This window comes from Streptomyces sp. NPDC045026, assembly GCF_056432625.1.
The window spans coordinates 51,583-72,643 of record NZ_JBWKIS010000005.1 but is presented as its reverse complement, the minus strand read 5'-3'; the positions used below and the strand labels follow the sequence as shown (position 1 = coordinate 72,643).

Below are 21,061 nucleotides of genomic sequence, written 5' to 3'. Positions count from 1 at the left end.
CTTCAGATTTCTACGCGATGCGATCAGCCGCTCACGTTTCTAAGCGATGCGGTCAGCCGCCGAGCACTCCGCCGAGGAGGCCCCCCGGCTTGTCCCCGCCGCCGGAACCGCCGGTGCCGCCGCCGGTGCCGCCACCCGTTCCCGTACCGCCGCTGGAGGCGGGGCCGCTGCTGGACGCCGGGGGCTGCTGCTGGGCCGGCGGGGCCGACTGCGGGGGCGCCTGGCCGGTGCCCTGCGTCTGGCTGGGCTGGCCCGAGCCGCTGGCGGTGCCCGTCACGGGGGCGGAACCCGGCGAACTCGCCGCGCCGGAGGGCTTCACCGAAGTGGCGCCCTGCGTAGGCGTGTTGGACGCCGACGGGCTCTGCGAACGGTGCTGCTTGCGGCCGGGCTCCGACGGGAGCGCGGAGCCGGGCAGCTCGTTGCGCGGGGCCTCGCCGGGACCCGGGGCGGTGACGCGGCCCGCGTCGCGCACGGCGCCGCCGAGCAGCGAGCCGATGAGCAGGGTCAGGCCGACGACGACGGTCGTCACGACGGTGCCGCGGCGCAGCACGTACCGCCGCAGCTCCCACAGTTCGGCGCGCGGGCCGAGCCGGCGCCAGGCGCCGCCCGCGAGGCGTCCGTCGATGGAGTAGACGGGCGCGCCCGCGATGATCAGCGGGGACCAGGCGGCCAGATAGATGATGTCGGGCGCGTCGTAGGCGGGCACCGTCTTCCAGCTGACGGTGACGATGAGGGCGGCCGAGAGCAGTACGCCGAAGACGGCCGCGACGCGCTGCCAGAGGCCGAGCACGGTGAGCACACCGACGACGACCTGGAGGAAGGCGATGCACAGCCCGGCGCCGACGGGGTGCTGGAGAGCGAAGTCGCGCAGGGGTTCGGCGAGGGCCCACGGGTGCAGCGAGTTGAGCCACTTGACCATGGAGCCGCGGTCGCCGCCGTCGAAGTAGACGGGGTCGCAGAGCTTGCCCATGCCGGCGTACATGGAGATGAAGCCGAGGAAGACGCGCAGCGGGAGGAGGACGACGCCGAGGTTCATCCGGCGGCCGGGGTAGTACGCGTGACGTACCGGGTCGGCACCGTGCCGCCGGGAGCCGTTCTGCTCGCCCCCGTCGTCGTACTCGTCGTCGCCGAACTCGCCGTCGTCGTACGGGGGTTCCTCGTACGACGGCTCTTCGAAGGCGCTGCCGGACTGGCGCATCTGCGGGAGGAGGCGGGTGCCCTGTGCGGTGACCATGGGCAGTTCGCCGGTGGCGTCGTCCCTGAGGTCGCTGTCGAGGTCGATGCGCGGGATGACCTGGGTGGCGCCGCCGTCCCCGCCCTCGTAGCCGTGGCGGGGCAGCGTGCTTTCGCCTGCCCTGCGGGCCGCCTGAAGGAGGCCGGTGGCCCCGGGGTCGCCGGGCGCGGACCTGCCGCTCCAGACGACGGGGGCGCGGCGGCGCGCGGCGGCGGCGCCGACGACGGGGATGCAGGCGGTCTGCTCCTGCGGGCCCAGGTGCCGGGCGATGCGGGGGGACTGCGTCTGCTGCGCCCGGGGGAGCTGCACGCGGAAACTCGCGTGATTGACGACGACCTGCGCGGGATCGCACGGCACCTTCACCATGCTCAGCGCGGGACCGTCGTCGAATCCGGAATCGAATCCAGGGCCGAATCCGGGCGAGCGGTCCCCCGTAGGTGTGCGGGGTGTTCTGGTGTCCACACTCATCTAACCGAGTGATGTGTGTTTAGGACACTGCCTTGACCGCGAGCAAATGTCCGGACCGCGTCAAGATCGCGGCCCGGACATCTGGATCAGGACCGGCGACGGGCCGCCTCGTAAAGCACGACGCCTGCCGCGACACCGGCGACCCCTCCGTCTGCCGCCCTCGCACGCTGTCGCGGCTTCGAACGGCTGCGCGGACTCCGCCCGCCGGACTCACGCCCTGCGACGCGACGCCTCATAAAGCACGACGCCTGCCGCGACACCGGCGTTGAGGGATTCGGTGCCGCCCGGCATCGGGATCCGCACGCGGTAGTCGCAGGTCTCGCCGACGAGGCGCGACAGGCCCTTGCCCTCGCTGCCGACGACGATGACGACGGGCCCGCCGAGGGCTTCGAGGTCATGGACCGTGTGCTCGCCGTCGGCCGCGAGACCGACGATGGCGATGCCCGCCTTCTTGTACGCCTCGAGGGCGCGCGTCAGGTTGGTGCAGCGGGCGACGGGCGTACGGGCTGCGGCGCCCGCGGACGTCTTCCAGGCACCGGCGGTCATGCCGGCGGCGCGCCGCTCGGGGACGACGACGCCGTGGCCGCCGAACGCGGAGACGGAACGCACGACGGCGCCGAGGTTGCGCGGGTCGGTGACCCCGTCGAGCGCGACGATGAGCGGGTCCTCACCCTGGTCGTACGCGGCGGCGGCGAGGTCCTCCGAGTGCGCGTACTCGTACGGCGGGACCTGGAGGACGAGGCCCTGGTGGTTGAGGCCGTTCGTCATGCGGTCCAGCTCGGGACGGGGGGCCTCCATCAGGTGGATGCCGCCGCGCTCACCGGCGAGCTGGAGCGCCTCGCGCACCCGCTCGTCGTTGTCGATGAACTGCTGGACGTAGAGCATCGAGGCGGGCACGCCCTCGCGCAGCGCCTCCACGACGGAGTTGCGGCCGACGACCATCTCGGACGTGCCCTTGCCGCCGCGGCTCTTCAGCGTCGCGGGGCGACGGCCGGCCTGCTTGGCCTTGGCGCCCGCGATGCGGTTCTTCTTGTGTCCCTTGCGCGCCTCGGCGGGCGGCGTCGGACCCTTGCCTTCGAGTCCCCGGCGTCGCTGGCCGCCACTGCCGACCTGCGCGCCCTTCTTGCCGGACATGCGGCGGTTGTTCGCGGCCATGATCTACCTGTCTGTGTGATGCGTATGTGCGTACGTATATGAAGTGTGCCGCCCGGAGGCCCGAGCGGCACATTCGCGCAGGTCTAGCGCGGGCCGAGCGTCCAGCGCGGCCCGGTCGGGCTGTCCTCGATGACGAGCCCGGACTGGCCGAGCTGGTCGCGGATGGCGTCGGCGGTGGCCCAGTCCTTGCGGGCGCGGGCGGACTCGCGCTGCTCCAGGACGAGCCGTACGAGGGTGTCGACGGCGCCGTGCAGGTCCTCGCCGCGGTCGGTCTCGCCGGCCCAGTGCGGGTCGAGCGGGTCCAGGCCGAGGACGCCGAGCATCGCGCGTACCTCGGCGAGGCGGGCGACGGCGGCTTCCTTGTCGTCGGCGGCGAGGGCGCTGTTGCCCTGACGGACCGTGGTGTGGATGATCGCGAGCGCCTGCGGCACGCCCAGGTCGTCGTCCATGGCCTCGGCGAAGGCGGGCGGCACCTCGTCGGCGGGGAGGACGGCCTCCCCCACCTTTTCGATGACCCGCTGCACGAAGCCCTCGATCCGCGCGAACGCGGACTCGGCCTCGCGCAGGGCCTCCTCGCTGTACTCGATGGTCGAGCGGTAGTGCGGGGTGCCGAGGTAGTAGCGGAGCACGATCGGGCGCCAGTCCTTGACCATCTCGGACACGAGGACCGAGTTGCCCAGGGACTTCGACATCTTCTCGCCGCTCATGGTGACCCACGAGTTGTGCACCCAGTACTTGGCGAACTCGTCGCCGAAGGCCTTGGCCTGGGCGATCTCGTTCTCGTGGTGCGGGAAGATCAGGTCGATGCCGCCGCCGTGGATGTCGAAGGCGGTGCCCAGGTACTTGTGGGCCATCGCCGAGCACTCCAGGTGCCAGCCGGGCCGGCCGCGGCCCCACGGGGTCTCCCAGCTGGGCTCCCCGGGCTTGACGGCCTTCCACATGGCGAAGTCGCGCGGGTCGCGCTTGCCGGTCTCGCCGTCGCCGGACGGCTGGCGCAGCTCGTCGAGGTCCTGGTTGGACAGCTCCAGGTAGCCGGGGAAGGAGCGCACGTCGAAGTAGACGTTCCCGTCCGCCTCGTAGGCGTGGCCGCGCTCGATGAGGCCGCGCATCATCTCGACCATCTCGGTGACATGACCGGTGGCGCGCGGCTCGTAGGTGGGCGGCAGGCAGCCGAGGGCGGCGTAGCCGTCGTTGAACGCGCGCTCGTTCTCGTACCCGATCGACCACCAGGGCCTGCCCTGTTCGGCGGCCTTCTTGATGATCTTGTCGTCGATGTCGGTGACGTTCCGCACGAACGTCACTTCGTAGCCGCGGTACGTGAACCAGCGGCGCATGATGTCGAAGTTGAGGCCGGACCTGATGTGCCCGATGTGCGGAGCGGCCTGCACGGTCGCGCCACAGAGGTAGATCGAGACACAGCCCGGTGTCAGCGGGACGAAGTCACGGATCTTCCGGGCGCTGGTGTCGTGCAGGCGAATAGTCACTCCCCCAGGGTAGTGGCCCCGAGGCAGTGCCCCGCGACCCCTTGGGGGACACGGGGCGCAACCGTGACGTTGTGACGTGTGTCAGGCCTCGGTTCGGATGCGGGCCCGTCGTTCAGACCCGGCCGACGACCTTGCGGGGGGTGATCCGCACGACGACGCGCTCGGCGTCGTCCGCGGAGCGGGGGTTGAACTCCGCGTACTTCTTGCCCGTGTACTTGAGCGACAGCTCGTCGATGAGCTCCTGGCCGCCCTCGGCAGTGAGGTCGGCGGTGCCACGGATCTCGGCGTACGCGTAGGGGTTGTCGGCGGGCTGTACGACGACGGTGACCCGGGGGTCGCGGCGCAGGTTCTTCTCCTTGCGCCGGTCGACGGTCGTGGAGAACAGCACGTCGTCCCCGTCCCGCTTCACCCAGACAGGGGACACCTGCGGGCTCCCGTCGGGCTGGATGGTGGCGACCGTGATGAAGACCGGGGTGTCGAGCAGCGCCTTGAGCTCGTCGGACAGCTGGGCGGTCATGGAGCCTCACTCCTTGGGGGATGCCGGTACGAGTACCCGAGTACCCGATACTGCGCCAACATCCGCCCCCGGAGCGGTATTTCAGCCCGTCCTGACGACCAGTGCCGTGGCGATCGCCGCGAGTCCGTCGCCGCGGCCGGGGAAACCCAGGCCGTCGGTGGTGGCGCCGGAAACGGAGACGGGCGCTCCGGCGGCGTCGGAGAGTACCTTCTGCGCCTCTTCGCGCCGCTTCCCGATCTTCGGCCGGGGGCCGATGACCTGTACGGCGACGTTGCCGATGGTGAAGCCCGCCTCGCGCACGATGCGGGCGGCCTCGGTGAGCAGGGTGAGCCCGGAGGCGCCGGACCACTCGGGGCGGCCGGTGCCGAAGTGGGCGCCGAGGTCACCGAGCCCGGCGGCGGAGAACAGCGCGTTGCACGCGGCGTGCGCGACGACGTCGGCGTCGGAGTGTCCGGCGAGGCCGGGGCCCTCGCCCTCCCACTTCAGTCCGGCGCACCACAGTTCGCGGCCCTCTTCGAAGGCGTGGATGTCGGTCCCGATGCCGACGAGGGGGATGACCGGCGGCTCAGAACCCATCGTTGGCCCTCCTGCGGGCGAGCACGGCTTCGGCGAGCACGAGGTCGAGGGGGCGGGTCACCTTGAAGGCCTCCTCGTGTCCGGGCACGACGACGACCGGTTCGCCGAGCTGCTCGACCATGCTGGCGTCGTCCGTGACGTTGTCGGTGACGGTCTCGTGGGCGCGCACGAGCGTGGCGCGGTCGAAGCCCTGCGGGGTCTGCACGGCGCGCAGCCGGGCCCGCTCGGGCGTCGCGACGACGAGCTCGGGTCCGCCGTCGGTGCGGGCCTCGACCTGCTTGACGGTGTCCGCGAGGGGCAGCGCGGGGACGACGGCGGGGGCGCCTTCGCGTACGGCCTCGATGACGCCGTCGACCGTGTCGACGGGGACCAGGGGGCGGGCCGCGTCGTGGACGAGGACGACGTCGATGCCGGGCGGCAGGGCGTCGAGGCCGAGCTTCACGGACTCCTGGCGGGTCTCGCCGCCGGGGACGACGACGAAGTCGGTCCTCTCGGGCAGGGCGTGGTCGGCGAGGAGGGTCTTCACCTCGGCGGCGGACGCCTCGTCGGGCGGGGCCACCACGACGACGAGGGAGACGGACCGCGAGGCGGCCATCGCCCGGACGGCGTGGATGAGCATCGGGGTGCCGTTGAGCGCGCGGAGTGCTTTGGGGGCGCCGGGGCCGAGGCGTACGCCCCGGCCGGCGGCCGGAATCACGGCCGCGGTGCGCGAGGGCCGCGTTTCGTCAGACATCGCTTCCGTTCAGGTTTGTGTGCTCGACCGAGGTGGGTATGGCCAACACCAGTGCCGGGCGCGACGCCTTGACCGGACCCCTTCCGTGACATCTGGTCGAGCCAGCTGCCCGGGCCCGGCACGCCAGGCGAGTCAAGCGGGTGCGCACCACAAGAGGCACCTGGTAGGCACGGAGTGCGGGTACGAACATGCCGCAGCGCCCGGCGACACCATCAGGGTCAGCGGGCACCGCGGCATTATTCATGCGCCTGGGCTCTCGCCCGGGACTTCTTGTCGCAGCCGCGTGCCGGTCAGGGCACGCTTCAGGACGCGAGAACCTCGTCGAGCAGGGCCTCGGCCTTGTCCTCGTTCGTGTTCTCCGCGAGCGCGAGCTCGCTCACCAGGATCTGTCGTGCCTTGGCGAGCATGCGCTTCTCACCTGCGGACAGTCCGCGCTCACGCTCCCGACGCCACAGGTCACGGACAACTTCCGCGACCTTGATGACATCGCCGGAGGCGAGCTTCTCGAGATTTGCCTTGTAACGGCGCGACCAGTTCGTGGGCTCTTCGGCGTACGGCGCGCGAAGCACCTCGAAGACCCGGTCGAGACCGTCCTGACCGACCACATCACGTACGCCGACGAACTCCGCATTGTCCGCTGGCACACGCACCGTCAGGTCACCCTGCGCGACCTTCAGCACCAAGTAGGTCTTGTCCACGCCTTTGATCTGGCGAGTTTCGATAGCCTCGATCAGCGCGGCCCCGTGATGGGGATAGACCACGGTGTCGCCAACCTTGAACGTCATGTGACAGGTACCCCTTCCGTGGCTATCCAGGGTAACACGGAAACGGCGTCTTCTGAATGGCGTTTTCGCAGGTCAGGGCATATCTCGGGGCTTGACAAGCACAACCGGAACGTGCTGCGGAGGGCTCGCGGAAGGGGGTATCCGCAGGTCGGAGCGGCTCTTCGACGGAGAGGAAACGCGCACGTTACACCTACCCGCAAGGGCCCGCAGGGGGTTGAACGTCCCGTTTTGCGCGGTTCGAAGCGCTGAACTTCCGCTACTCCGTTCGGTGACTCGGAGACGCGTGCGACCCGAATCCAAAATTGATCACCGTGGAGGGTGATCAATTTTCCGTACCGCCATGCATTCCTTACCGGAAATCCGCAGCGGCGGTCCCGCGGCACTTATGTGAATGGTGAACGGGAGGCCAATGCGACCTGTCACGTTTGGTGAGGTGAGAGGGGTTGAGGAGGGACCGGTGAGGGTGTGATCACGGGTGGGGCGGGTGGCACTGGGGCTGATCGGAGCGGGAGATCGGCCGGGGCCGAGATCCATCCAAAACCCCCTAGGGGCGGGTCGGGTGCAGCGGCGCGTGAACGGCTCGGTAACCTAAGCCCGCTGACAGACCCTTAGGGCGGCTTTACACCCGTCCAGGGCGTCCAGACCCTTACCGCCCACGTTCAAGGAGTTGCCGCCGCCGTGAGCAGCAGCCTTCGACGCGGCACCCTCGCCGCCGCCGCCCTCGCGTTCTCGATCGCCTCGCTCGCCGCGTGCGGCGCCGGAAACAACGCCCAGACGCTGGAGGTCAAGCCGGACAACGCGGAGACCTCCGTCGGGGACATCCGGATCCAGAACGCCACCGTGATCACGCAGCCCGACCTGAAGTCCACGGGTCCGGCCGTCGTGACCGCGACGCTCTTCAACAACGGCTCCAAGGCCCAGACCCTCGACTCGGTCGTCCTCGACGGCGTCGGCAAGAAGGCCGAGCTGTCGGCCGCCGACGGCAAGAAGACCGTGAAGATCCCGGCCGGCGGCTCCCTCGTGCTCGGCGGGAAGGGCAACGCGTCCGCGCAGCTGCCCAACAGCCGCACCGCCGACCTCGACGGTGACGTGCGGGCGCTGACCTTCACGTTCAGCACCACGGGCGCCGTCAAGATCCAGTCGTTCGTCGTGCCGGCCGAGAGCTACTTCAAGAAGTGGGGGCCGAGCGAGATCCCGGCCGTGCCGAGCACGGAGCCGTCGGAGTCCGCGTCCGGCTCCGCGACGCCCTCCGGGTCGGCCACGCCGTCCGGCTCCACCTCGCCGTCCGAGTCGGCCTCGGGCAGCCCGGCCGCCGGGCACTGATCACGTACGTATGCAATGGCGAAGGGCGGGGCCCCCGGTGGGGGTCCCGCCCTTCGGCGTCGTGCTCGGCGTCGTGCGTCCGGGTCACCGCCGTGACCCGGCGCTCTACGGCTCGAACTTGTAGCCCAGGCCACGCACCGTCACCAGGTAACGCGGGGCACCCGGGTCCGGCTCGATCTTGGCTCGCAGGCGCTTGACGTGGACGTCGAGGGTCTTGGTGTCGCCCACGTAGTCCGCGCCCCAGACACGGTCGATCAGCTGCATGCGGGTCAGGACGCGACCCGCGTTGCGCAGGAGCATTTCGAGGAGGTCGAACTCCTTGAGGGGCAGGTCGACCTTGGAGCCGGAGACCGTGACGACGTGGCGGTCCACGTCCATACGGACCGGGCCGGCCTCCAGGGCCTGCGGGGTGACCTCTTCGGGCTCCCCTCTGCGGCGCAGCACCGCGCGGATGCGGGCGACCAGCTCGCGGGACGAGAAGGGCTTGGTGACGTAGTCGTCGGCTCCTATCTCGAGGCCCACGACCTTGTCGATCTCGCTGTCCTTGGCGGTCACCATGATGACCGGGACGTTGGACCGGCCGCGCAGCTGGCGGCAGACCTCGGTGCCGGGCAGGCCCGGCAGCATCAGGTCGAGCAGGACGAGGTCGGCGCCGTTGCGCTCGAACTCGTCGAGTCCGTCGGGTCCGGTGGCCGCGATGGCGACCTCGAAACCCTCCTTGCGGAGCATGTACGACAGGGCGTCGGAGAAGGATTCCTCGTCCTCGACGACGAGCACTCGGGTCACGGAAGGACCTCCGGGGCGGCAGGAATGGGGTCGTATGCGGTTGTCTCGTCGGGCCCGGCGGCGTCGTTGCCGTCGTGGTGTCCGTATGCGTCGCCGCCTACGTGTCCTGGGCCGCGGTCGCGGGTCGCGCCTGCCTCCGGCAGCCGCAGGGTGAACGTGGAGCCCTGGCCTTCGGAGCTCCACACGGTGACTTCCCCGCCGTGCGAGGCAGCCACATGCTTGACGATGGCGAGGCCGAGACCGGTACCGCCGGTGGCCCGGGAGCGGGCCGGGTCGACGCGGTAGAAGCGCTCGAAGATGCGCTCCTTGTCCTTGTCGGAGATGCCGAGGCCCTGGTCGGTGACCGCCATTTCTATGAGGTCTCCGCCGGGTGCGCTGACCCGGCGCGCGGCTATGCCCACGCGGGTTCGGGCCGGACTGTAGTTGACGGCGTTCTCGACGAGGTTGCCGAGAGCCGCGGCGAGCTGACCCCGGTTGCCCCAGATCTGGAGGTCAGCGGTGCCTCCCGAGGCCATGGTGATCTGCTTCGTGCCGGCCTGGTGGCGGCAGCGGTCGATCGCCTCGGCGACGAGTTCGTCGACGCGGACCGGCTCGGCGTCCTCCAGCGGGTCGTCGTTCTGCACCCGGGACAGGTCGATGAGCTCCTGGACCAGGTTGGTCAGTCGGGTCGCCTCGATCTGCATCCGGCCCGCGAAGCGTTCCACCGCCTCGGGGTCGTCGGACGCGTCCATGACCGCCTCGGAGAGGAGGCTGAGCGCGCCGACCGGGGTCTTGAGCTCGTGGCTGACGTTCGCCACGAAGTCGCGGCGGACCGCTTCGATGCGGCGGGCTTCGGTGAGGTCCTCCACGAGGAGCAGGACCAGGCGGGAGCCCAGGGGGGCCACGCGGGCCGAGACCGCGAGCGCGTCTCCGCGGCCGGTGCCGCGGCGGGGCAGGTCCAGCTCGACCTGTCGTATCTCTCCGTCACGGCGCGTGTCCCTGGCCATGAGGAGCATCGGCTCCACGGCCAGTTTGCCGCCTCTGACCAGGCCGAGGGCGTACGCCGCCGAGCTGGCCTTGACCACACTGTCCGCCTCGTCCAGGACGACGGCGGAGGAGCGCAGTACGGAGAGGACGGTGTCGACGCCGGGCGGAAGGACCGGGTCCGTGTGCAGGGAGGTGCGGGTGGGTCGTTTCTGGTCGCGTTCGCTCCAGCGAAACGCCAGCACGGCGATCACCCCGGTGCACACCCCGGCGATCGCTGCCGCTGCGGCGACCGCCGCGTTCACGTCCATGCCCCCAGGTTATGCGCCTCTTAAGGGCTGCCCACAGCCGTCCGAGTGGTAGCTCGAACACTCGTCGCCCAGAGTTCACCTTGGATACAGGGGTGATTCATTTGGGGTGACGGAAACGGACGCGTACAGGGCCGAACGTGGGAGCGTGGGGCACAGCAGCCCCGCAGTGAGTGAGAGGGACAGTTGTATGCGTGACGCGTACCACGAGGAACTTGACTCGATCGGCGAGGGCCTGGTCGAGATGGCCCGCCTTGTCGGGTCGGCGATCGGGCGCGCCACCACGGCCATGCTCGACGCCGACCTGAAGCTGGCCGAGAGTGTCATCGCGGCGGATCAGAAGGTCGACGACCTGCAGCATGACCTGGAGGCGCGGGCGATAGCCCTGCTCGCGCGCCAGCAGCCCGTCGCCACGGATCTGCGGATCGTCGTGACCTCGCTGCGGATGAGCGCGGACCTGGAGCGCAGCGGTGACCTGGCGCAGCATGTCGCCAAGCTCGCCCGGCTGCGGTTCCCGGACCAGGCCGTTCCGCACGACCTGCACGCGACCGTCCTGGAGATGGGGCAGCTCGCGCAGCGGCTCATGGCGAAGTCCGCCGAGGTCATCATCACCAAGGACGTCGACCTCGCGCTCCAGCTGGAGCAGGACGACGACGAGATGGACCAGCTGCACCGGACGCTGTTCCAGCACCTGATGGACGACCGGTGGAAGCACGGCATCGAGACGGCCGTGGACGTGACGCTGCTCGGCCGTTACTACGAGCGCTTCGCCGATCACGCGGTGTCCGTGGCCAAGCGCGTGGTGTATCTCGTGACCGGTGAACACGCCGACGAGATCCAGACGCCTCAGCCTCAGCCCGTCGACGGCAGCTGACACTCCGACGACAGTCTGACGAGACCCCGCACCACAGGTGCGGGGTCTCGTCATGTCAGCCCGATCAGCCGCCGCACTGGCACGGTGCGCCCGACTGGCAGCCGCAGCCGCAGCCCGAGCCGCAGCCGCAGGCGCCTAGCAGGACCAGCCGGTGCGGCTCCGCGACTTCCGTGGGCTGCTCTGCGATGGCTTCGGGGGTGGGGGACTCGGCCATGGTGTTCCCTCCTCGGGGCGAACTGCCTGTCCCCCAGTTCATGCCCAGCCCGGCGGGCGCGTCAACGGCGCACACGCGCGCGGGTGTTCACCGCGCCGGCCATCTTGTGGCCGATGGTGCCGATGAGGAGCAGGGCGACGACCGTGCCCAGAGTGAATGCTTCGAATGCCGTCCGCGTCACCCCCCACGTGCCGTGGAAGTCGTACGTGATGCCGAGCAGCGCCTCCAGCGTGCCCGGGAACAGGGCCGTCCACGAGCCGGTCAGGATCCACGCGTACACCAGCACCGCGCAGATCATGAACCCCTTCGTCCCGAACGGGACCTGGTACGGGCGCGGTACGTCCCGGTGGCGCAGGCGCAGGACCGCCAGGGCCGGGATCACCGTCAGGTACGAGAGCAGCAGTGTCGTCACCGCGACGGTCAGGACGACCGAGAACACCGCCGCCGCGTCGCCGTCCGCGAGCCGCATCGCCGCCACCATGAACACCGTCGCGATCACGCCCGACAGCAGGTTCGTGCGCACCGGTGTGCCCAGTGTGGGGTGGAACGCGCCGAGCTTGCGGCTGAAGAAGCCGCCGTCCGCCGCCGCCATCGCCTGCATCCGGTCGCTGACGATCATCCACGCGCTGCCCTGGGTGAGGAGCGCGAAGACGAACAGGAGCGCGGTCGCCTTCAGGAGTGCGCCGCTTGCTCCTCCGTAGACCGTGAAGATGGTCCGGGCGCCCTCCATGAAACCGCCGATGCCGGTCACCTTGCCCGGCGGGACCACCGAGAGGATCGCCAGCACGGGGAGCAGGTAGCAGGCCGCCGCGATCGCCGCGGAGCGGCCGAGGGCTGTGGGGACGTCGCGCTGCGGGTCGTGCATCTCCTCGCCCGCCGCGTTCGGGGCCTCGAAGCCGACGTACGCGAAGAGGAGGACCGGGACCAGGGCCAGGAAGCCGGCCGTCGTGGGGCTGAAGGTGGTGGTGGCTGTGGCTGTGGTGTCGCCCGTCGTTCCCGTCAGGCCCTGGAAGCCGTGTGCCATGCCGTACGCCACTGCCGTCGCCGTGAACACCGTGAGCGCGAGGACCTTGGCCGACGCGCCTGCCGTGGTGATCCATTTGCCTTTGCGCAGCGAGACCACCGCCGTGAGGATCGCCGTCCAGATGAACACCGTCTTGAACGCGTAGTCCGCGAACGTGCCCTGGCCCAGGCGGAACACGAAGCCGTCCCAGGTCTGTGCCGCGATGAACACGAGCGAGCCGCCGAGCCAGATCGGGTTCGTCACCCAGTAGAAGAGCGTCGTGAGCGCCGCCGTCAGCCGGCCGAAGGCCAGTTTCACCCAGACGTAGGGGCCGCCCTCCTGGGGAAAGGCCGCGCCCGTCTCCGCGAAGAGCAGCGCGTACGGGACGAGGAACGCGACCGCGATGACCGCCGTCCACGTCACCGCCTCTCCGCCGCCCGTCGCGATCTGGCCCACCGTGTCGAAGGAGATCACCGTGGCCACCGCCATCGCCGTGATGTCGAAGCGGCGGAGGCTTCTGTGGAGGTTGGGGGTGGGGGTGGGGGTGGGGGTGGGGGTGACTTCTTCGCCGGTGGACCCCGTGGCGGCGGATTCCATGGCGGCGGTGCTTGGTGGTGGTGCTGCTTGTTCTTTGTAGTCGGGCACGTCTGTGTCCTCGTGGCTCGGGACGGGTGGGACGGTGCGGGTGGCTGTGGGGCGCGCTGGTGTACGTGGGGCGGGGATCCGGGGGCTACGTGGTGATCTCACCCGCAGGCGTCGTGCGTTCGAGGACCGAGCGCATCGCCGTCGCCGCCTCCTTCGCCTCCTGTTCCGTCATGATCAGCGGCGGGGACAGGACCAGGCTGTGGGCCGAGTCGCGGACGATGACGCCCGTTTCCTTGCGGATCACGTCGTGCGGCATGCGGGCGGGGTTCAGGGGGAGGGGGGTGCGGGTCTCGCGGTCGGCGACCAGTTCCACCGCCAGCATCATGCCGACCGAGCGGATCTCGCCGACGATCGGCAAGTCGCCCAGCTCGTCGGTGAGTTGGGCGTGGAGGTGTTCGCCCATCGTCACGGCGCGCGCCAGGAGGTTCTCCCGCTCGATGATGTCGAGGTTCGCGAGCGCCACCGCCGCCGCCACCGGGTGGCCGTTGTACGTGTAGCCCATCGGGAAGCCGTGGTCCTGGAGCAGCGCCTCGGTCACCTCGTCGGAGACCAGGAGTGCGCCGAGCGGTGTGTAGCCCGACGTGATGCCCTTGGCCGTCGTGATGATGTCCGGCTTCACGTCGAAGTGCTGGGCCGCGAACCATTCGCCCACGCGGCCGTACGCCGTCACCACCTCGTCGAAGATGAGGAGGATGCCGTGGCGGTCGAGGACCTCGCGCACGCGCGGCCAGTAGTCCGCCGGCGGGACCAGCATGCCGCCGACGCCCATGATGGGTTCGCCGATCATCGCCGCGATGTTGGACGCCCCGATCTGTGCGATGCGCCCCTCCAGTTCGGCGATCAGGAAGTCCGTCGGGTCGGCGCCGCCGTAGAGCTCGGTGCGGTACGGCCACGGCGGCGTCAGGTGGCTGACGTGCGGCATCATCGGGGCGAAGCCCTCGTGGTAGACCGGGAATCCGGTGGCCGAGCCGCCGCCGTAGCCGATGCCGTGGTACGCCTTGTCGCGGGCCAGGATCCAGGTGCGGGAGCCCTCGCCCCTGCGGTGGTGGTAGTAGCGGGCCATCTTGATGGCCGCCTCGTTGCCCTCCGAGCCGCCCGACGTGAAGTAGACGTGGTTGAGGTTGTCGGGGGCCAGGCCGGCGAGGCGTTCGGCCAGCTGGATCGCCTTGTCGTTCGAGAACTCCCAGAAGCTCGTGAAGTATTCGAGCTGCTGCATCTGCGCGTGCGCGACGTCCGCGATCTCCTTGCGGCCGTGGCCGACCTGCGCGAGCCAGAGCCCGCCCGTCGCGTCCAGGTAGCTGCGGCCCTCCGCGTCGGTGAGACGGCAGCCCTTGCCGTCCGTCATCACGACGCGTTCCTCGGCCGTGCCGGGGAGGTAGGGGTGGATGATGTGCGCCCGGTCCGTGGCTGCGAGCTGCTGTGCGGGGGTGAGCGTCATGGTGCGTTCGTCCCTTCAGGGGATCGTTCGGGGGATGGTTCGGGAGATCGTTCGGAATGAGTCGTCGCTAGCCGTACGTGATCCACGTCGTCTTCAGGCCCGTGTACTTGTCGAGGGAGTGGAGTGACAGGTCCCGGCCGTGGCCCGACTGTTTGAAGCCGCCGAACGGTGTCAGCGGGCTCAGCGCGTCGACCGTGTTCACCGAGACCGTCCCGGCGTGCAGGGCGTCCGCCACCCGGTGGGCGCGGGCCAGGTCCCTCGTCCACAGGGAGGCCGCGAGGCCGTACGGGGAGTCGTTCGCCGTCGCGACCGCCTCGGCCTCCGTGGTGAAGGGGTGGACCGTCAGGACCGGGCCGAAGAGTTCCTCGCGGGCCAGGGGTGCGTCGGGGCGCAGGCCGGTGACCATCGTGGGGGTGAGGTAGGCCCCGTCGCGGGTGCCGCCCGTGATCACCTTGCCGTCCGCTGCCTCGATCGCCGCGAGGACCCGGACGGCCTGGGCCTCGTCGACCAGCGGACCGAGGTTCGTGCCGGGGTCCAGGGGGTCGCCCGGCACGAAGCGCGCCGCGTGTTCGGCGACGCGGGCCGTGAACTCCTCCGCGATGGAACTCTCCACCAGGAGACGGGTGTTGGAGGAGCAGACCTGGCCCGCGTTGTACGCGAATCCCCAGGCCGCGCGCTCTGCCGCCGCGTCCAGGTCCGCGTCCGCGAAGACCACGTTCGGGCTCTTGCCGCCCGCCTCCGGCCAGACCTGCTTCATGTTCGACTCGGCGGCGTAGGACAGGAACAGGCGGGCTACCTTCGTCGAGCCCGTGAAGACCAGGGTGTCGACGTCCCCGTGCAGGCCGAGGGCCCGGCCCGCCGTGTCGCCCAGGCCGGGGACGACGTTCAGGACTCCGTCGGGCAGGCCCGCCTCCGCCGCCAGTTCGGCCAGGCGCAGGGCCGACAGCGGGGACTGCTCGGCCGGTTTGAGTACGACGCTGTTGCCCGCCGCGAGCGCCGGGGCCAGCTTCCAACTCGCCAGGTCCAGAGGGAAGTTCCAGGGGACAACGGCGCCCACCACGCCCAGCGGGGTGCGGCGGACCGTCGCCAGGCTGCCCGGGGGTGTCGGCGCGATCTCGTCGTACAGCTTGTCCGCGGCCTCCGCGTACCAGGCGAAGACGCCGGCCGCGCCGGGCACGTCCGTGCCGTAGGACTCCGCGATGGGCTTGCCCATGTCGAGGGTGTCGAGGAGGGCCAGCTCCTCGGCGTTGGCGGTGATCAGGCCGGCGAGCCTGAGCAGGACGCGCTTGCGGGCCGCCGGGTCGGTGCGGGACCAGCGGCCGTCCTCGAAGGACGCGCGGGCGGCACGGACCGCCGCGTCGATCTCGGGCGCTTCGCCGTGCGTGACGTGTGCGGTGACCTTGCCGGTGGCCGGGTCGGTGGTGGGGAAGGTCGCCCGGGTTCGGGCTTCGGTCCATGTGCCGTTGATGAACGCCCTTGTGCGGGGCGTCAGTTCTGCTGCTCGGCGCTGCCAGTCTGCGTAGGCGTGCATGCGGCGGCTCCCCTCTACTTCTTTGAGATCGGATTCAAACAATGGGGTGTCCGGCCGTCAATGCCCTGAGCGCAAGGAACTTGATTTATTTGAACCGAGTAACAGAGAATTAACCCATGGGGAACAAGCCTGGGAGACCGAAGAACCAGACGGCGCGCCGCGAGGCCCTCGTCGACGCGGCGGGGCGCGCCATCGCCGAGCGGGGCCTGGAAGGGCTGCGCATCAAGGACATCGCCGCCGAGGCGGGTATGTCGGCGGGGTCGGTTCTGTACTACTACCCGGAGATGGGCGAGCTGGTCCTCGAAGTGCACCGGGGCGCCGTGGAGCGCTATCTCGCCGCCCGGCAGAAGGCCGCGGACGGGGTGGACGGGGCGACCGGAGCGACCGGGGCCGCCGCACGGCTGCGGGCTCTCGTCGGCAGCGGGCTGCCGGGCGGCTCGGGGGACGCCGTGCACGGACTGCTCTTCGAGCTGCACCGGCGCGCCGACCGCAGCTCCGGGCACGCGACGCTGATGGCGTCGCTCTTCGCGCGCGAGGTCGCCCTGTACGCGACCGTGCTCGAAGTCGGCGCGGCCGTCGGGGAGTTCACGCTCACCGAGCCCGTCACCGACCTCGCGCGCAACCTCGTCGCGCTGGAGGACGGCTACGGGCTGCACATCGTCAGCCGCAACGCCGAGCTGACGCCGGACGTCGCCCGGCGCCTGCTCCTCGGCTACGCGCGGACGGTCACCGGCTGCCCTCAGCTGTGAGCCGGGTCCTCTCCCGGTCGTCGCCCGCGAGGGCCACCGCCGTGAGCGCCATGCCGAGCGCGCCGTCGAGGACCGCCCGGTCCGCGTCCGAGGTGACGCACGCCGCCGCGAACTCCTTCTGGTGGTTGACCGCGGGCAGCGAGTTGATGCCCAGGTAGGGGTGGATGGCGGGCAGGACGCGGGAGACGTTGCCCATGTCCGTGGAGGCGCGGTTCATCCGGGCCGCCGGGGATCCGGAGCTGTCGAACCTACGGCCGAGGGATTCGGCCGCCCGGCGGTAGACGGCCAGCATCGCGGCGTCGTTGCGGAACTCCGAGTACGGGCGGGACTCCGGCTCGATCTCCAGGTCGCAGGCCGAGGCGAGCGCGCCGGCCTCGAAGCACCTCTCGACCCGCGGCTGGAGCGCGGCCAGCTCCTCAAGGCTGCCCGCGCGCACGTACCAGCGACCCTCGGTCAGCTCCGGGATCGCGTTCGGGGCCTCCCCGCCGCGCGTCACCATGCCGTGCACGCGCGTCGTGGAGGGGAGCTGCTGGCGCAGGAGACCGATGGCGACCTGGGCGACCGTGAACGCGTCCGCCGCGTTGCGGCCCTGCTCCGGGTAGGCCGCCGCGTGCGCCGCCTTGCCGTGGTAGCGGACCTTGAGGTGCGCGACCGCGTACGGGTCGGCCTCGGCGACGTCCGCGGGCCCGGGGTGCACCATCATCGCCGCGTGCACCCCGTCGAAGGCGCCGCGCTCCAGCATGAGGATCTTGCCGCCGCCGCCCTCCTCGGCCGGGGTCCCGAGGACGGTGACCTTGAGGCCCAACTCGTCGGCCACCGGCGCGAGTCCGGCCGCGGCGCCCACCGCGGCCGCCGCGATGACGTTGTGCCCGCAGGCGTGACCGAGGCCGGGCAGCGCGTCGTACTCGGCGCAGATCGCGAGGTGGAGCGGGCCGCTGCCGACGGTTGCGGTGAAGGCGGTGGGCAGGCCGGCGGTGCCGGTCACCACGTCGTAGCCGAGGTCGCCGAGGGCGTACGCGGTCCAGCGCGCCGCCTTCTCCTCCTCCCACGCCACCTCGGGGTTCGCGTGGATGCGGTGGCTCAGGGCGAGGAGTTCGGGCGCCGCCTTCGCGACCGCCTCGCGCACGGGCCTCACTCGTCCCCCGGCACGCCGTAGTTCGGTGCCGCGTCCGGGGCAAGGGCCCGCTGCACGTATGCCTCCTGCTGCGGCTCCCACCGTTTCCACAGGTCCGCGAGCTCCGCGATCGGGTCGCCCTCGGTCCAGTCCACGCGCAGGTCCGTCACCGGCCACGGCACCGCGTCGACGACCAGGAGTCCGGCCGAGTGGACCGGGCCCGCCTCGCCGCCTGCCGCCGCGCCCGCGGCCAGGGCGTCGACGAGGCGGCGGGCGAGCGGAGCCCCGGGATCCGCGCCCGTGAACGCGTCGAGCACCGCCCGGGGGACGCCGGGGCCCGACAGGAGGTTCCCCGCGGCCACGGCGTCGGGGCCCACCGCCTCCGCGTACGTGCCGAGGGTCCGCGCGCCCGAGAAGACCGCGCCGGGACCGGAGACGCCCAAGGCCGTCAACTGCCGCCATTCGGCGTGAGGTTGTGCCGCGACCTCACGCACGGCCGTCCTTGCGGGCACCCCGGATTCCAGGAGGTCGAGCAGGCGGGTGCCGAGGCGCGGGTCGGTGACGTTCTGCGAGCAGACCGCGCCCACTCCGGGCCGTACGTGCGCGCAGCGCGCGGCGACGGCCGGCGAGGACGAGGTGACGGCCACCCCGAACCGGCCCGTGCGCGGGCACCGCGCGGCGATCGAGAACGTCATCGGCGCTCCTTCGGGATGACGGCCGTCGCGTCGATCTCCACGAGCCACTCCGGGCGGGCCAGCGCCGAGACGACCAGGCCCGTGGAGACGTAGTGGACGCCCTTGAGCCGGCGGCCCATGACGCGGTAGACGGGCTCGCGGAAGCGGATGTCCGTCAGATAGACGGTGATCTTGACGATGTCGTCGAGGCGGCTGCCGGACTCCTCCAGGAGCATCGCGATGTTCGCCATGGCCTTCTCGGCCTGGGCGGCGACGTCGCCGACTCCGACGTTCTCGCGCGTGTCGAGATCCTGGCCGATCTGGCCGCGCAGATAGACGGTGCCGTCGGCGACGACCGCCTGCGCGAGGTCGTTGGACAGGTCCTGCTCGGGGTACGTGTCCGCCGTGTCGAAGGGGCGGATGCGCCGGTGGGTCGTCACTTGGCCTTCCTCCCGAGCGTGCCCAGCACGTTGTCGCTGAGTCCGGCCGCGTCCTTCACCAGGTCGAGCGGGCCCTCCCAGTCGAAGTTGCGGTACACCGCGCCGAGGTGCGCGAACGGCGGGGACTGCGCGAAGAGCTGGAACGTCAGGCGGTGGCCCGCGTAGTCCGAGTTGAGCAGGTCACGGGCGTACGCGAGGAGCTTGCGGCGGTCCTCGGCGACCCAGTGCTCGTTGATCGAGTAGAACTTGTCGAGCCACGGCTTGGTGTCCGGGTGGTCGAAGGACGCCTTGTCGGGCGTGATGCAGATCTGGCCGCCGCACAGCTCGCGCGCGATGTGCATCATCTCGTGCAGCTGCGAGCAGGCCAGGACGCGGCCGGTGTACAGGAGCGACTGGTTCGGCATGAGCAGCCCGCCGGGGCTGGGCTCCGCCATCGCGATGGACGCGGTCAGGTGCGCGTTGATGCCCTCGCGGTAGCAGGCCAGCGTCGCCAGCTTCTCCTGTACGGCCTGCTGCTTCTCCAGGCCGGTCTGCTTCACGTTCCACAGCGCGGCGCCGATCATCAGGTCCGCGAGCCGCAGATTGCGCTGCGTGAACGCGAACGCGCTGTAACGGTGGAGCGTGGCGCGGATGAAGGTGGCGGCCTTGGTGTCCCGGTAGAAGAGGACGTTCTCCCAGGGGATCTCGACGTCGTCGAAGACGACCAGGGTGTCGACCTCGTCGAAGCGGCTGGAGACCGGGTAGTCGGCGGGCGGCTTCGTACCGGCGAAGCCCGTACGGCAGATGTACTTCAGGCCGGGCGAGCCCATGTCGGCGATGAACCCGAGGGCGTAGTCGGAGAGTTCGGAGTCGCCCCAGTTCGCGATGGTCGGCTTCGTGAACGCCTGGTTCGAGTAGGCGGCGGCCGTCTCGTACTTGGCGCCGCGCACGACGATGCCGCTGTCCGTCTCCCGCACGACGTGCAGGAGCATGTCCGGGTCCTGGTCCTGGGGGCGCTTGGACCGGTCGCCCTTCGGGTCGGTGTTCGCCGAGACGTGGAAGGGGTCGGCGTACAGCGCGTGGTCGATGTGCCGCTTGACGTTCTCCGCGTACGCCGGGTTGATCGCGTTGAGGACGTCCTGGCCGTCGATGAGCGACCAGACCTCGCCGATCGTCTCGTCACCGACGCGGGTCACGACACCGCCGACGTCGCTCAGCACGGCGTCCGTCGCGGCCCGCTTCGCGTCCCAGTCCTCACGGGTGCACGGCGGCTTCTGCTGGATCGCGTTGACCTCACCGGTCGCCTCGTCCTTGTACGTCATGGAGTCCCGGGTCTCCGGGTCGTGCGCCATGTCGTAGATCCGGGCGCGTATGTCGACCAGCGGCTTGAACGCGGGGTGCGTCGTCACGTCGGTGACCTTCTCGCCGTTCATCCATACGTCGCGGCCGTCGCGGATCGACTCGCGGTACTGGTCTCCGGTGCGGATCATGCGCCGTGCTCCTTGAGGGAGTTGAGGGGGCTCGGGGTGGCGTACGTACGGGCGTGGTGGACGAGGGGGTGCGCGCCGGAGACCGCGGAGGCGACGACCGCGCCGAACAGGACCTGGTGGGTGCCCTGCGTGACGGAGTCGGCGAGGCGGCAGTCGAAGGCGGCGGCCGCGCCGCGCAGGACGGGGGCGCCGGTGGCGAGGACGTCCCACTCGGCGCTGGCGAAGTCGTAGGGGCCGCTGCCGTGGGCGGGGCGGCCCGCGAACACGTCGGAGACGTGGGCCTGGCCGGCGGCGAGGACGCTCACGGCGATGACGCCGTTGCGCACGGCGGCCGCGGCGAGGGGGCTCCGCTCGTTCACACAGACCAGGAGTGAGGGCGGGTCGGCGGAGACGGAGCACATGGCGGAGACGGTCTGGGCGAAGCGACCGGCCGGTCCTTCTGTGGAGACAACGGTCACGCCCGTCGCGGCGTTCCCCATCGCGGCCACGAAGTCCTGGCGGGATGTGAGGAGTTGGTCCGGAGCAATGGTCACGAGCGGCCTCCCTCGGAGCGAGTGGGCTGTGGTGGGACCACTATG

Annotated in this window: 21 protein-coding genes; 3 read left to right on the top strand and 18 right to left on the bottom strand. The window is 70.8% G+C overall.

The annotated features are described in order from the left end of the window. Positions 1 to 52 precede the first annotated feature (52 nt). The 7 genes from AC07EJ_RS13455 to AC07EJ_RS13425 form a co-directional block, all read right to left on the bottom strand. Positions 53 to 1,696 carry a DoxX family protein gene (locus AC07EJ_RS13455; protein WP_478884367.1) on the bottom strand — a complete coding sequence of 548 codons (1,644 nt, stop codon included), beginning with the start codon at positions 1,694 to 1,696 and terminating at the stop codon, positions 53 to 55. A 216-nt stretch (positions 1,697 to 1,912) separates the two neighbouring features. Next, the gene (gene rlmB / locus AC07EJ_RS13450; RefSeq protein ID WP_389480647.1) at positions 1,913 to 2,857 is read right to left on the bottom strand and encodes a 23S rRNA (guanosine(2251)-2'-O)-methyltransferase RlmB; all 945 of its coding nucleotides are present in this window, start codon (positions 2,855 to 2,857) and stop codon (positions 1,913 to 1,915) included. Between the two features lie 83 nt (positions 2,858 to 2,940). After that, positions 2,941 to 4,341 (bottom strand): cysteine--tRNA ligase, encoded by a 1,401-nt coding sequence (gene cysS / locus AC07EJ_RS13445; protein WP_389480649.1) that lies wholly within the window; start codon positions 4,339 to 4,341, stop codon positions 2,941 to 2,943. Positions 4,342 to 4,453: 112 nt separating this feature from the next. After that, the gene (locus AC07EJ_RS13440; RefSeq protein WP_389480651.1) at positions 4,454 to 4,858 is read right to left on the bottom strand and encodes a PPOX class F420-dependent oxidoreductase; all 405 of its coding nucleotides are present in this window, start codon (positions 4,856 to 4,858) and stop codon (positions 4,454 to 4,456) included. Positions 4,859 to 4,939: 81 nt separating this feature from the next. Beyond that, positions 4,940 to 5,434 carry a 2-C-methyl-D-erythritol 2,4-cyclodiphosphate synthase gene (ispF, locus tag AC07EJ_RS13435; RefSeq protein WP_266671845.1) on the bottom strand — a complete coding sequence of 165 codons (495 nt, stop codon included), beginning with the start codon at positions 5,432 to 5,434 and terminating at the stop codon, positions 4,940 to 4,942. Next, entirely contained in the window at positions 5,424 to 6,167 is a 744-nt protein-coding gene (gene ispD, locus AC07EJ_RS13430) for a 2-C-methyl-D-erythritol 4-phosphate cytidylyltransferase (protein WP_100595665.1), read from the bottom strand. Before ispD ends, ispF begins: the two co-directional genes overlap by 11 nt. Positions 6,168 to 6,469: 302 nt before the next feature. Next, positions 6,470 to 6,952, bottom strand: a complete 483-nt coding sequence (locus AC07EJ_RS13425; protein WP_003953493.1) for a CarD family transcriptional regulator — start codon at positions 6,950 to 6,952, stop codon at positions 6,470 to 6,472. 678 nt (positions 6,953 to 7,630) lie between these two features. Here AC07EJ_RS13425 and AC07EJ_RS13420 point away from each other — a divergent pair. Continuing rightward, entirely contained in the window at positions 7,631 to 8,275 is a 645-nt protein-coding gene (locus tag AC07EJ_RS13420) for a DUF461 domain-containing protein (protein ID WP_389480654.1), read from the top strand. A 105-nt stretch (positions 8,276 to 8,380) separates the two neighbouring features. Here AC07EJ_RS13420 and phoP read toward each other — a convergent pair whose 3' ends face one another. Continuing rightward, positions 8,381 to 9,052, bottom strand: coding sequence for a two-component system response regulator PhoP (gene phoP / locus AC07EJ_RS13415; protein WP_468975769.1), 672 nt, complete (start codon positions 9,050 to 9,052; stop codon positions 8,381 to 8,383). A gap of 5 nt (positions 9,053 to 9,057) precedes the next feature. After that, a complete protein-coding gene (phoR, locus tag AC07EJ_RS13410) occupies positions 9,058 to 10,335 on the bottom strand; it encodes a two-component system sensor histidine kinase PhoR (RefSeq protein ID WP_389480656.1) in 1,278 nt (425 codons plus the stop codon). Positions 10,336 to 10,522: 187 nt separating this feature from the next. Between phoR and phoU the strand changes: the two genes are divergently transcribed. Beyond that, positions 10,523 to 11,206, top strand: coding sequence for a phosphate signaling complex protein PhoU (gene phoU, locus AC07EJ_RS13405; protein ID WP_389480659.1), 684 nt, complete (start codon positions 10,523 to 10,525; stop codon positions 11,204 to 11,206). Positions 11,207 to 11,270: 64 nt separating this feature from the next. Here the strand turns inward: phoU and AC07EJ_RS13400 are convergent, their stop codons facing one another. The 4 genes from AC07EJ_RS13400 to AC07EJ_RS13385 all read right to left on the bottom strand — a co-directional run bounded on the left by AC07EJ_RS13400 (position 11,271) and on the right by AC07EJ_RS13385 (position 16,037). Then, on the bottom strand, positions 11,271 to 11,420 hold the full coding sequence (locus AC07EJ_RS13400) for a hypothetical protein (RefSeq protein ID WP_389480661.1): 150 nt from the start codon (positions 11,418 to 11,420) through the stop codon (positions 11,271 to 11,273). A gap of 61 nt (positions 11,421 to 11,481) precedes the next feature. Then, on the bottom strand, positions 11,482 to 13,068 hold the full coding sequence (locus tag AC07EJ_RS13395) for an APC family permease (protein WP_478884286.1): 1,587 nt from the start codon (positions 13,066 to 13,068) through the stop codon (positions 11,482 to 11,484). Positions 13,069 to 13,153: 85 nt separating this feature from the next. Further along, positions 13,154 to 14,506, bottom strand: coding sequence for an aminotransferase family protein (locus tag AC07EJ_RS13390; RefSeq protein WP_389480667.1), 1,353 nt, complete (start codon positions 14,504 to 14,506; stop codon positions 13,154 to 13,156). A 67-nt stretch (positions 14,507 to 14,573) separates the two neighbouring features. Continuing rightward, positions 14,574 to 16,037 (bottom strand): aldehyde dehydrogenase, encoded by a 1,464-nt coding sequence (locus AC07EJ_RS13385; RefSeq protein ID WP_478884285.1) that lies wholly within the window; start codon positions 16,035 to 16,037, stop codon positions 14,574 to 14,576. A gap of 116 nt (positions 16,038 to 16,153) precedes the next feature. On the opposite strand from AC07EJ_RS13385, the gene AC07EJ_RS13380 reads away from it, so the two are divergent. After that, positions 16,154 to 16,786, top strand: coding sequence for a TetR/AcrR family transcriptional regulator (locus AC07EJ_RS13380; protein ID WP_389480673.1), 633 nt, complete (start codon positions 16,154 to 16,156; stop codon positions 16,784 to 16,786). Here the strand turns inward: AC07EJ_RS13380 and AC07EJ_RS13375 are convergent. Genes AC07EJ_RS13375 through AC07EJ_RS13355 form a run of 5 tightly spaced genes read right to left on the bottom strand, consistent with a single transcriptional unit; the run spans position 16,764 to position 21,016 of the window. Continuing rightward, a complete protein-coding gene (locus AC07EJ_RS13375) occupies positions 16,764 to 17,912 on the bottom strand; it encodes a M20 family metallopeptidase (RefSeq protein ID WP_389480675.1) in 1,149 nt (382 codons plus the stop codon). The two genes, AC07EJ_RS13380 and AC07EJ_RS13375, sit on opposite strands and share 23 nt — an antisense overlap. 5 nt (positions 17,913 to 17,917) lie before the next feature. Further along, positions 17,918 to 18,595 carry a DUF1028 domain-containing protein gene (locus AC07EJ_RS13370; RefSeq protein ID WP_478884284.1) on the bottom strand — a complete coding sequence of 226 codons (678 nt, stop codon included), beginning with the start codon at positions 18,593 to 18,595 and terminating at the stop codon, positions 17,918 to 17,920. Beyond that, positions 18,592 to 19,014 (bottom strand): RidA family protein, encoded by a 423-nt coding sequence (locus AC07EJ_RS13365; RefSeq protein ID WP_389480680.1) that lies wholly within the window; start codon positions 19,012 to 19,014, stop codon positions 18,592 to 18,594. Before AC07EJ_RS13365 ends, AC07EJ_RS13370 begins: the two co-directional genes overlap by 4 nt. Continuing rightward, entirely contained in the window at positions 19,011 to 20,483 is a 1,473-nt protein-coding gene (locus AC07EJ_RS13360) for a 4-hydroxyphenylacetate 3-hydroxylase family protein (RefSeq protein ID WP_478884283.1), read from the bottom strand. Before AC07EJ_RS13360 ends, AC07EJ_RS13365 begins: the two co-directional genes overlap by 4 nt. Beyond that, a complete protein-coding gene (locus AC07EJ_RS13355) occupies positions 20,480 to 21,016 on the bottom strand; it encodes a flavin reductase family protein (protein WP_389480683.1) in 537 nt (178 codons plus the stop codon). Before AC07EJ_RS13355 ends, AC07EJ_RS13360 begins: the two co-directional genes overlap by 4 nt. Between the last annotated feature and the right edge of the window lie 45 nt (positions 21,017 to 21,061).

Bases quoted from the DNA above. Each gene is read 5' to 3' on its own strand.
- phoR (WP_389480656.1), bottom strand. From the start codon at position 10,335: ATGGACGTGAACGCGGCGGTCGCCGCAGCGGCAGCGATCGCCGGGGTG.
- phoU (WP_389480659.1), top strand. From the start codon at position 10,523: ATGCGTGACGCGTACCACGAGGAACTTGACTCGATCGGCGAGGGCCTG.
- AC07EJ_RS13360 (WP_478884283.1), bottom strand. From the start codon at position 20,483: ATGATCCGCACCGGAGACCAGTACCGCGAGTCGATCCGCGACGGCCGC.
- rlmB (WP_389480647.1), bottom strand. From the start codon at position 2,857: ATGGCCGCGAACAACCGCCGCATGTCCGGCAAGAAGGGCGCGCAGGTC.
- AC07EJ_RS13425 (WP_003953493.1), bottom strand. From the start codon at position 6,952: ATGACGTTCAAGGTTGGCGACACCGTGGTCTATCCCCATCACGGGGCC.
- AC07EJ_RS13385 (WP_478884285.1), bottom strand. From the start codon at position 16,037: ATGCACGCCTACGCAGACTGGCAGCGCCGAGCAGCAGAACTGACGCCC.
- ispF (WP_266671845.1), bottom strand. From the start codon at position 5,434: ATGGGTTCTGAGCCGCCGGTCATCCCCCTCGTCGGCATCGGGACCGAC.
- AC07EJ_RS13390 (WP_389480667.1), bottom strand. From the start codon at position 14,506: ATGACGCTCACCCCCGCACAGCAGCTCGCAGCCACGGACCGGGCGCAC.
- AC07EJ_RS13370 (WP_478884284.1), bottom strand. From the start codon at position 18,595: ATGACGTTCTCGATCGCCGCGCGGTGCCCGCGCACGGGCCGGTTCGGG.
- AC07EJ_RS13380 (WP_389480673.1), top strand. From the start codon at position 16,154: ATGGGGAACAAGCCTGGGAGACCGAAGAACCAGACGGCGCGCCGCGAG.
- AC07EJ_RS13400 (WP_389480661.1), bottom strand. From the start codon at position 11,420: ATGGCCGAGTCCCCCACCCCCGAAGCCATCGCAGAGCAGCCCACGGAA.
- ispD (WP_100595665.1), bottom strand. From the start codon at position 6,167: ATGTCTGACGAAACGCGGCCCTCGCGCACCGCGGCCGTGATTCCGGCC.
- AC07EJ_RS13440 (WP_389480651.1), bottom strand. From the start codon at position 4,858: ATGACCGCCCAGCTGTCCGACGAGCTCAAGGCGCTGCTCGACACCCCG.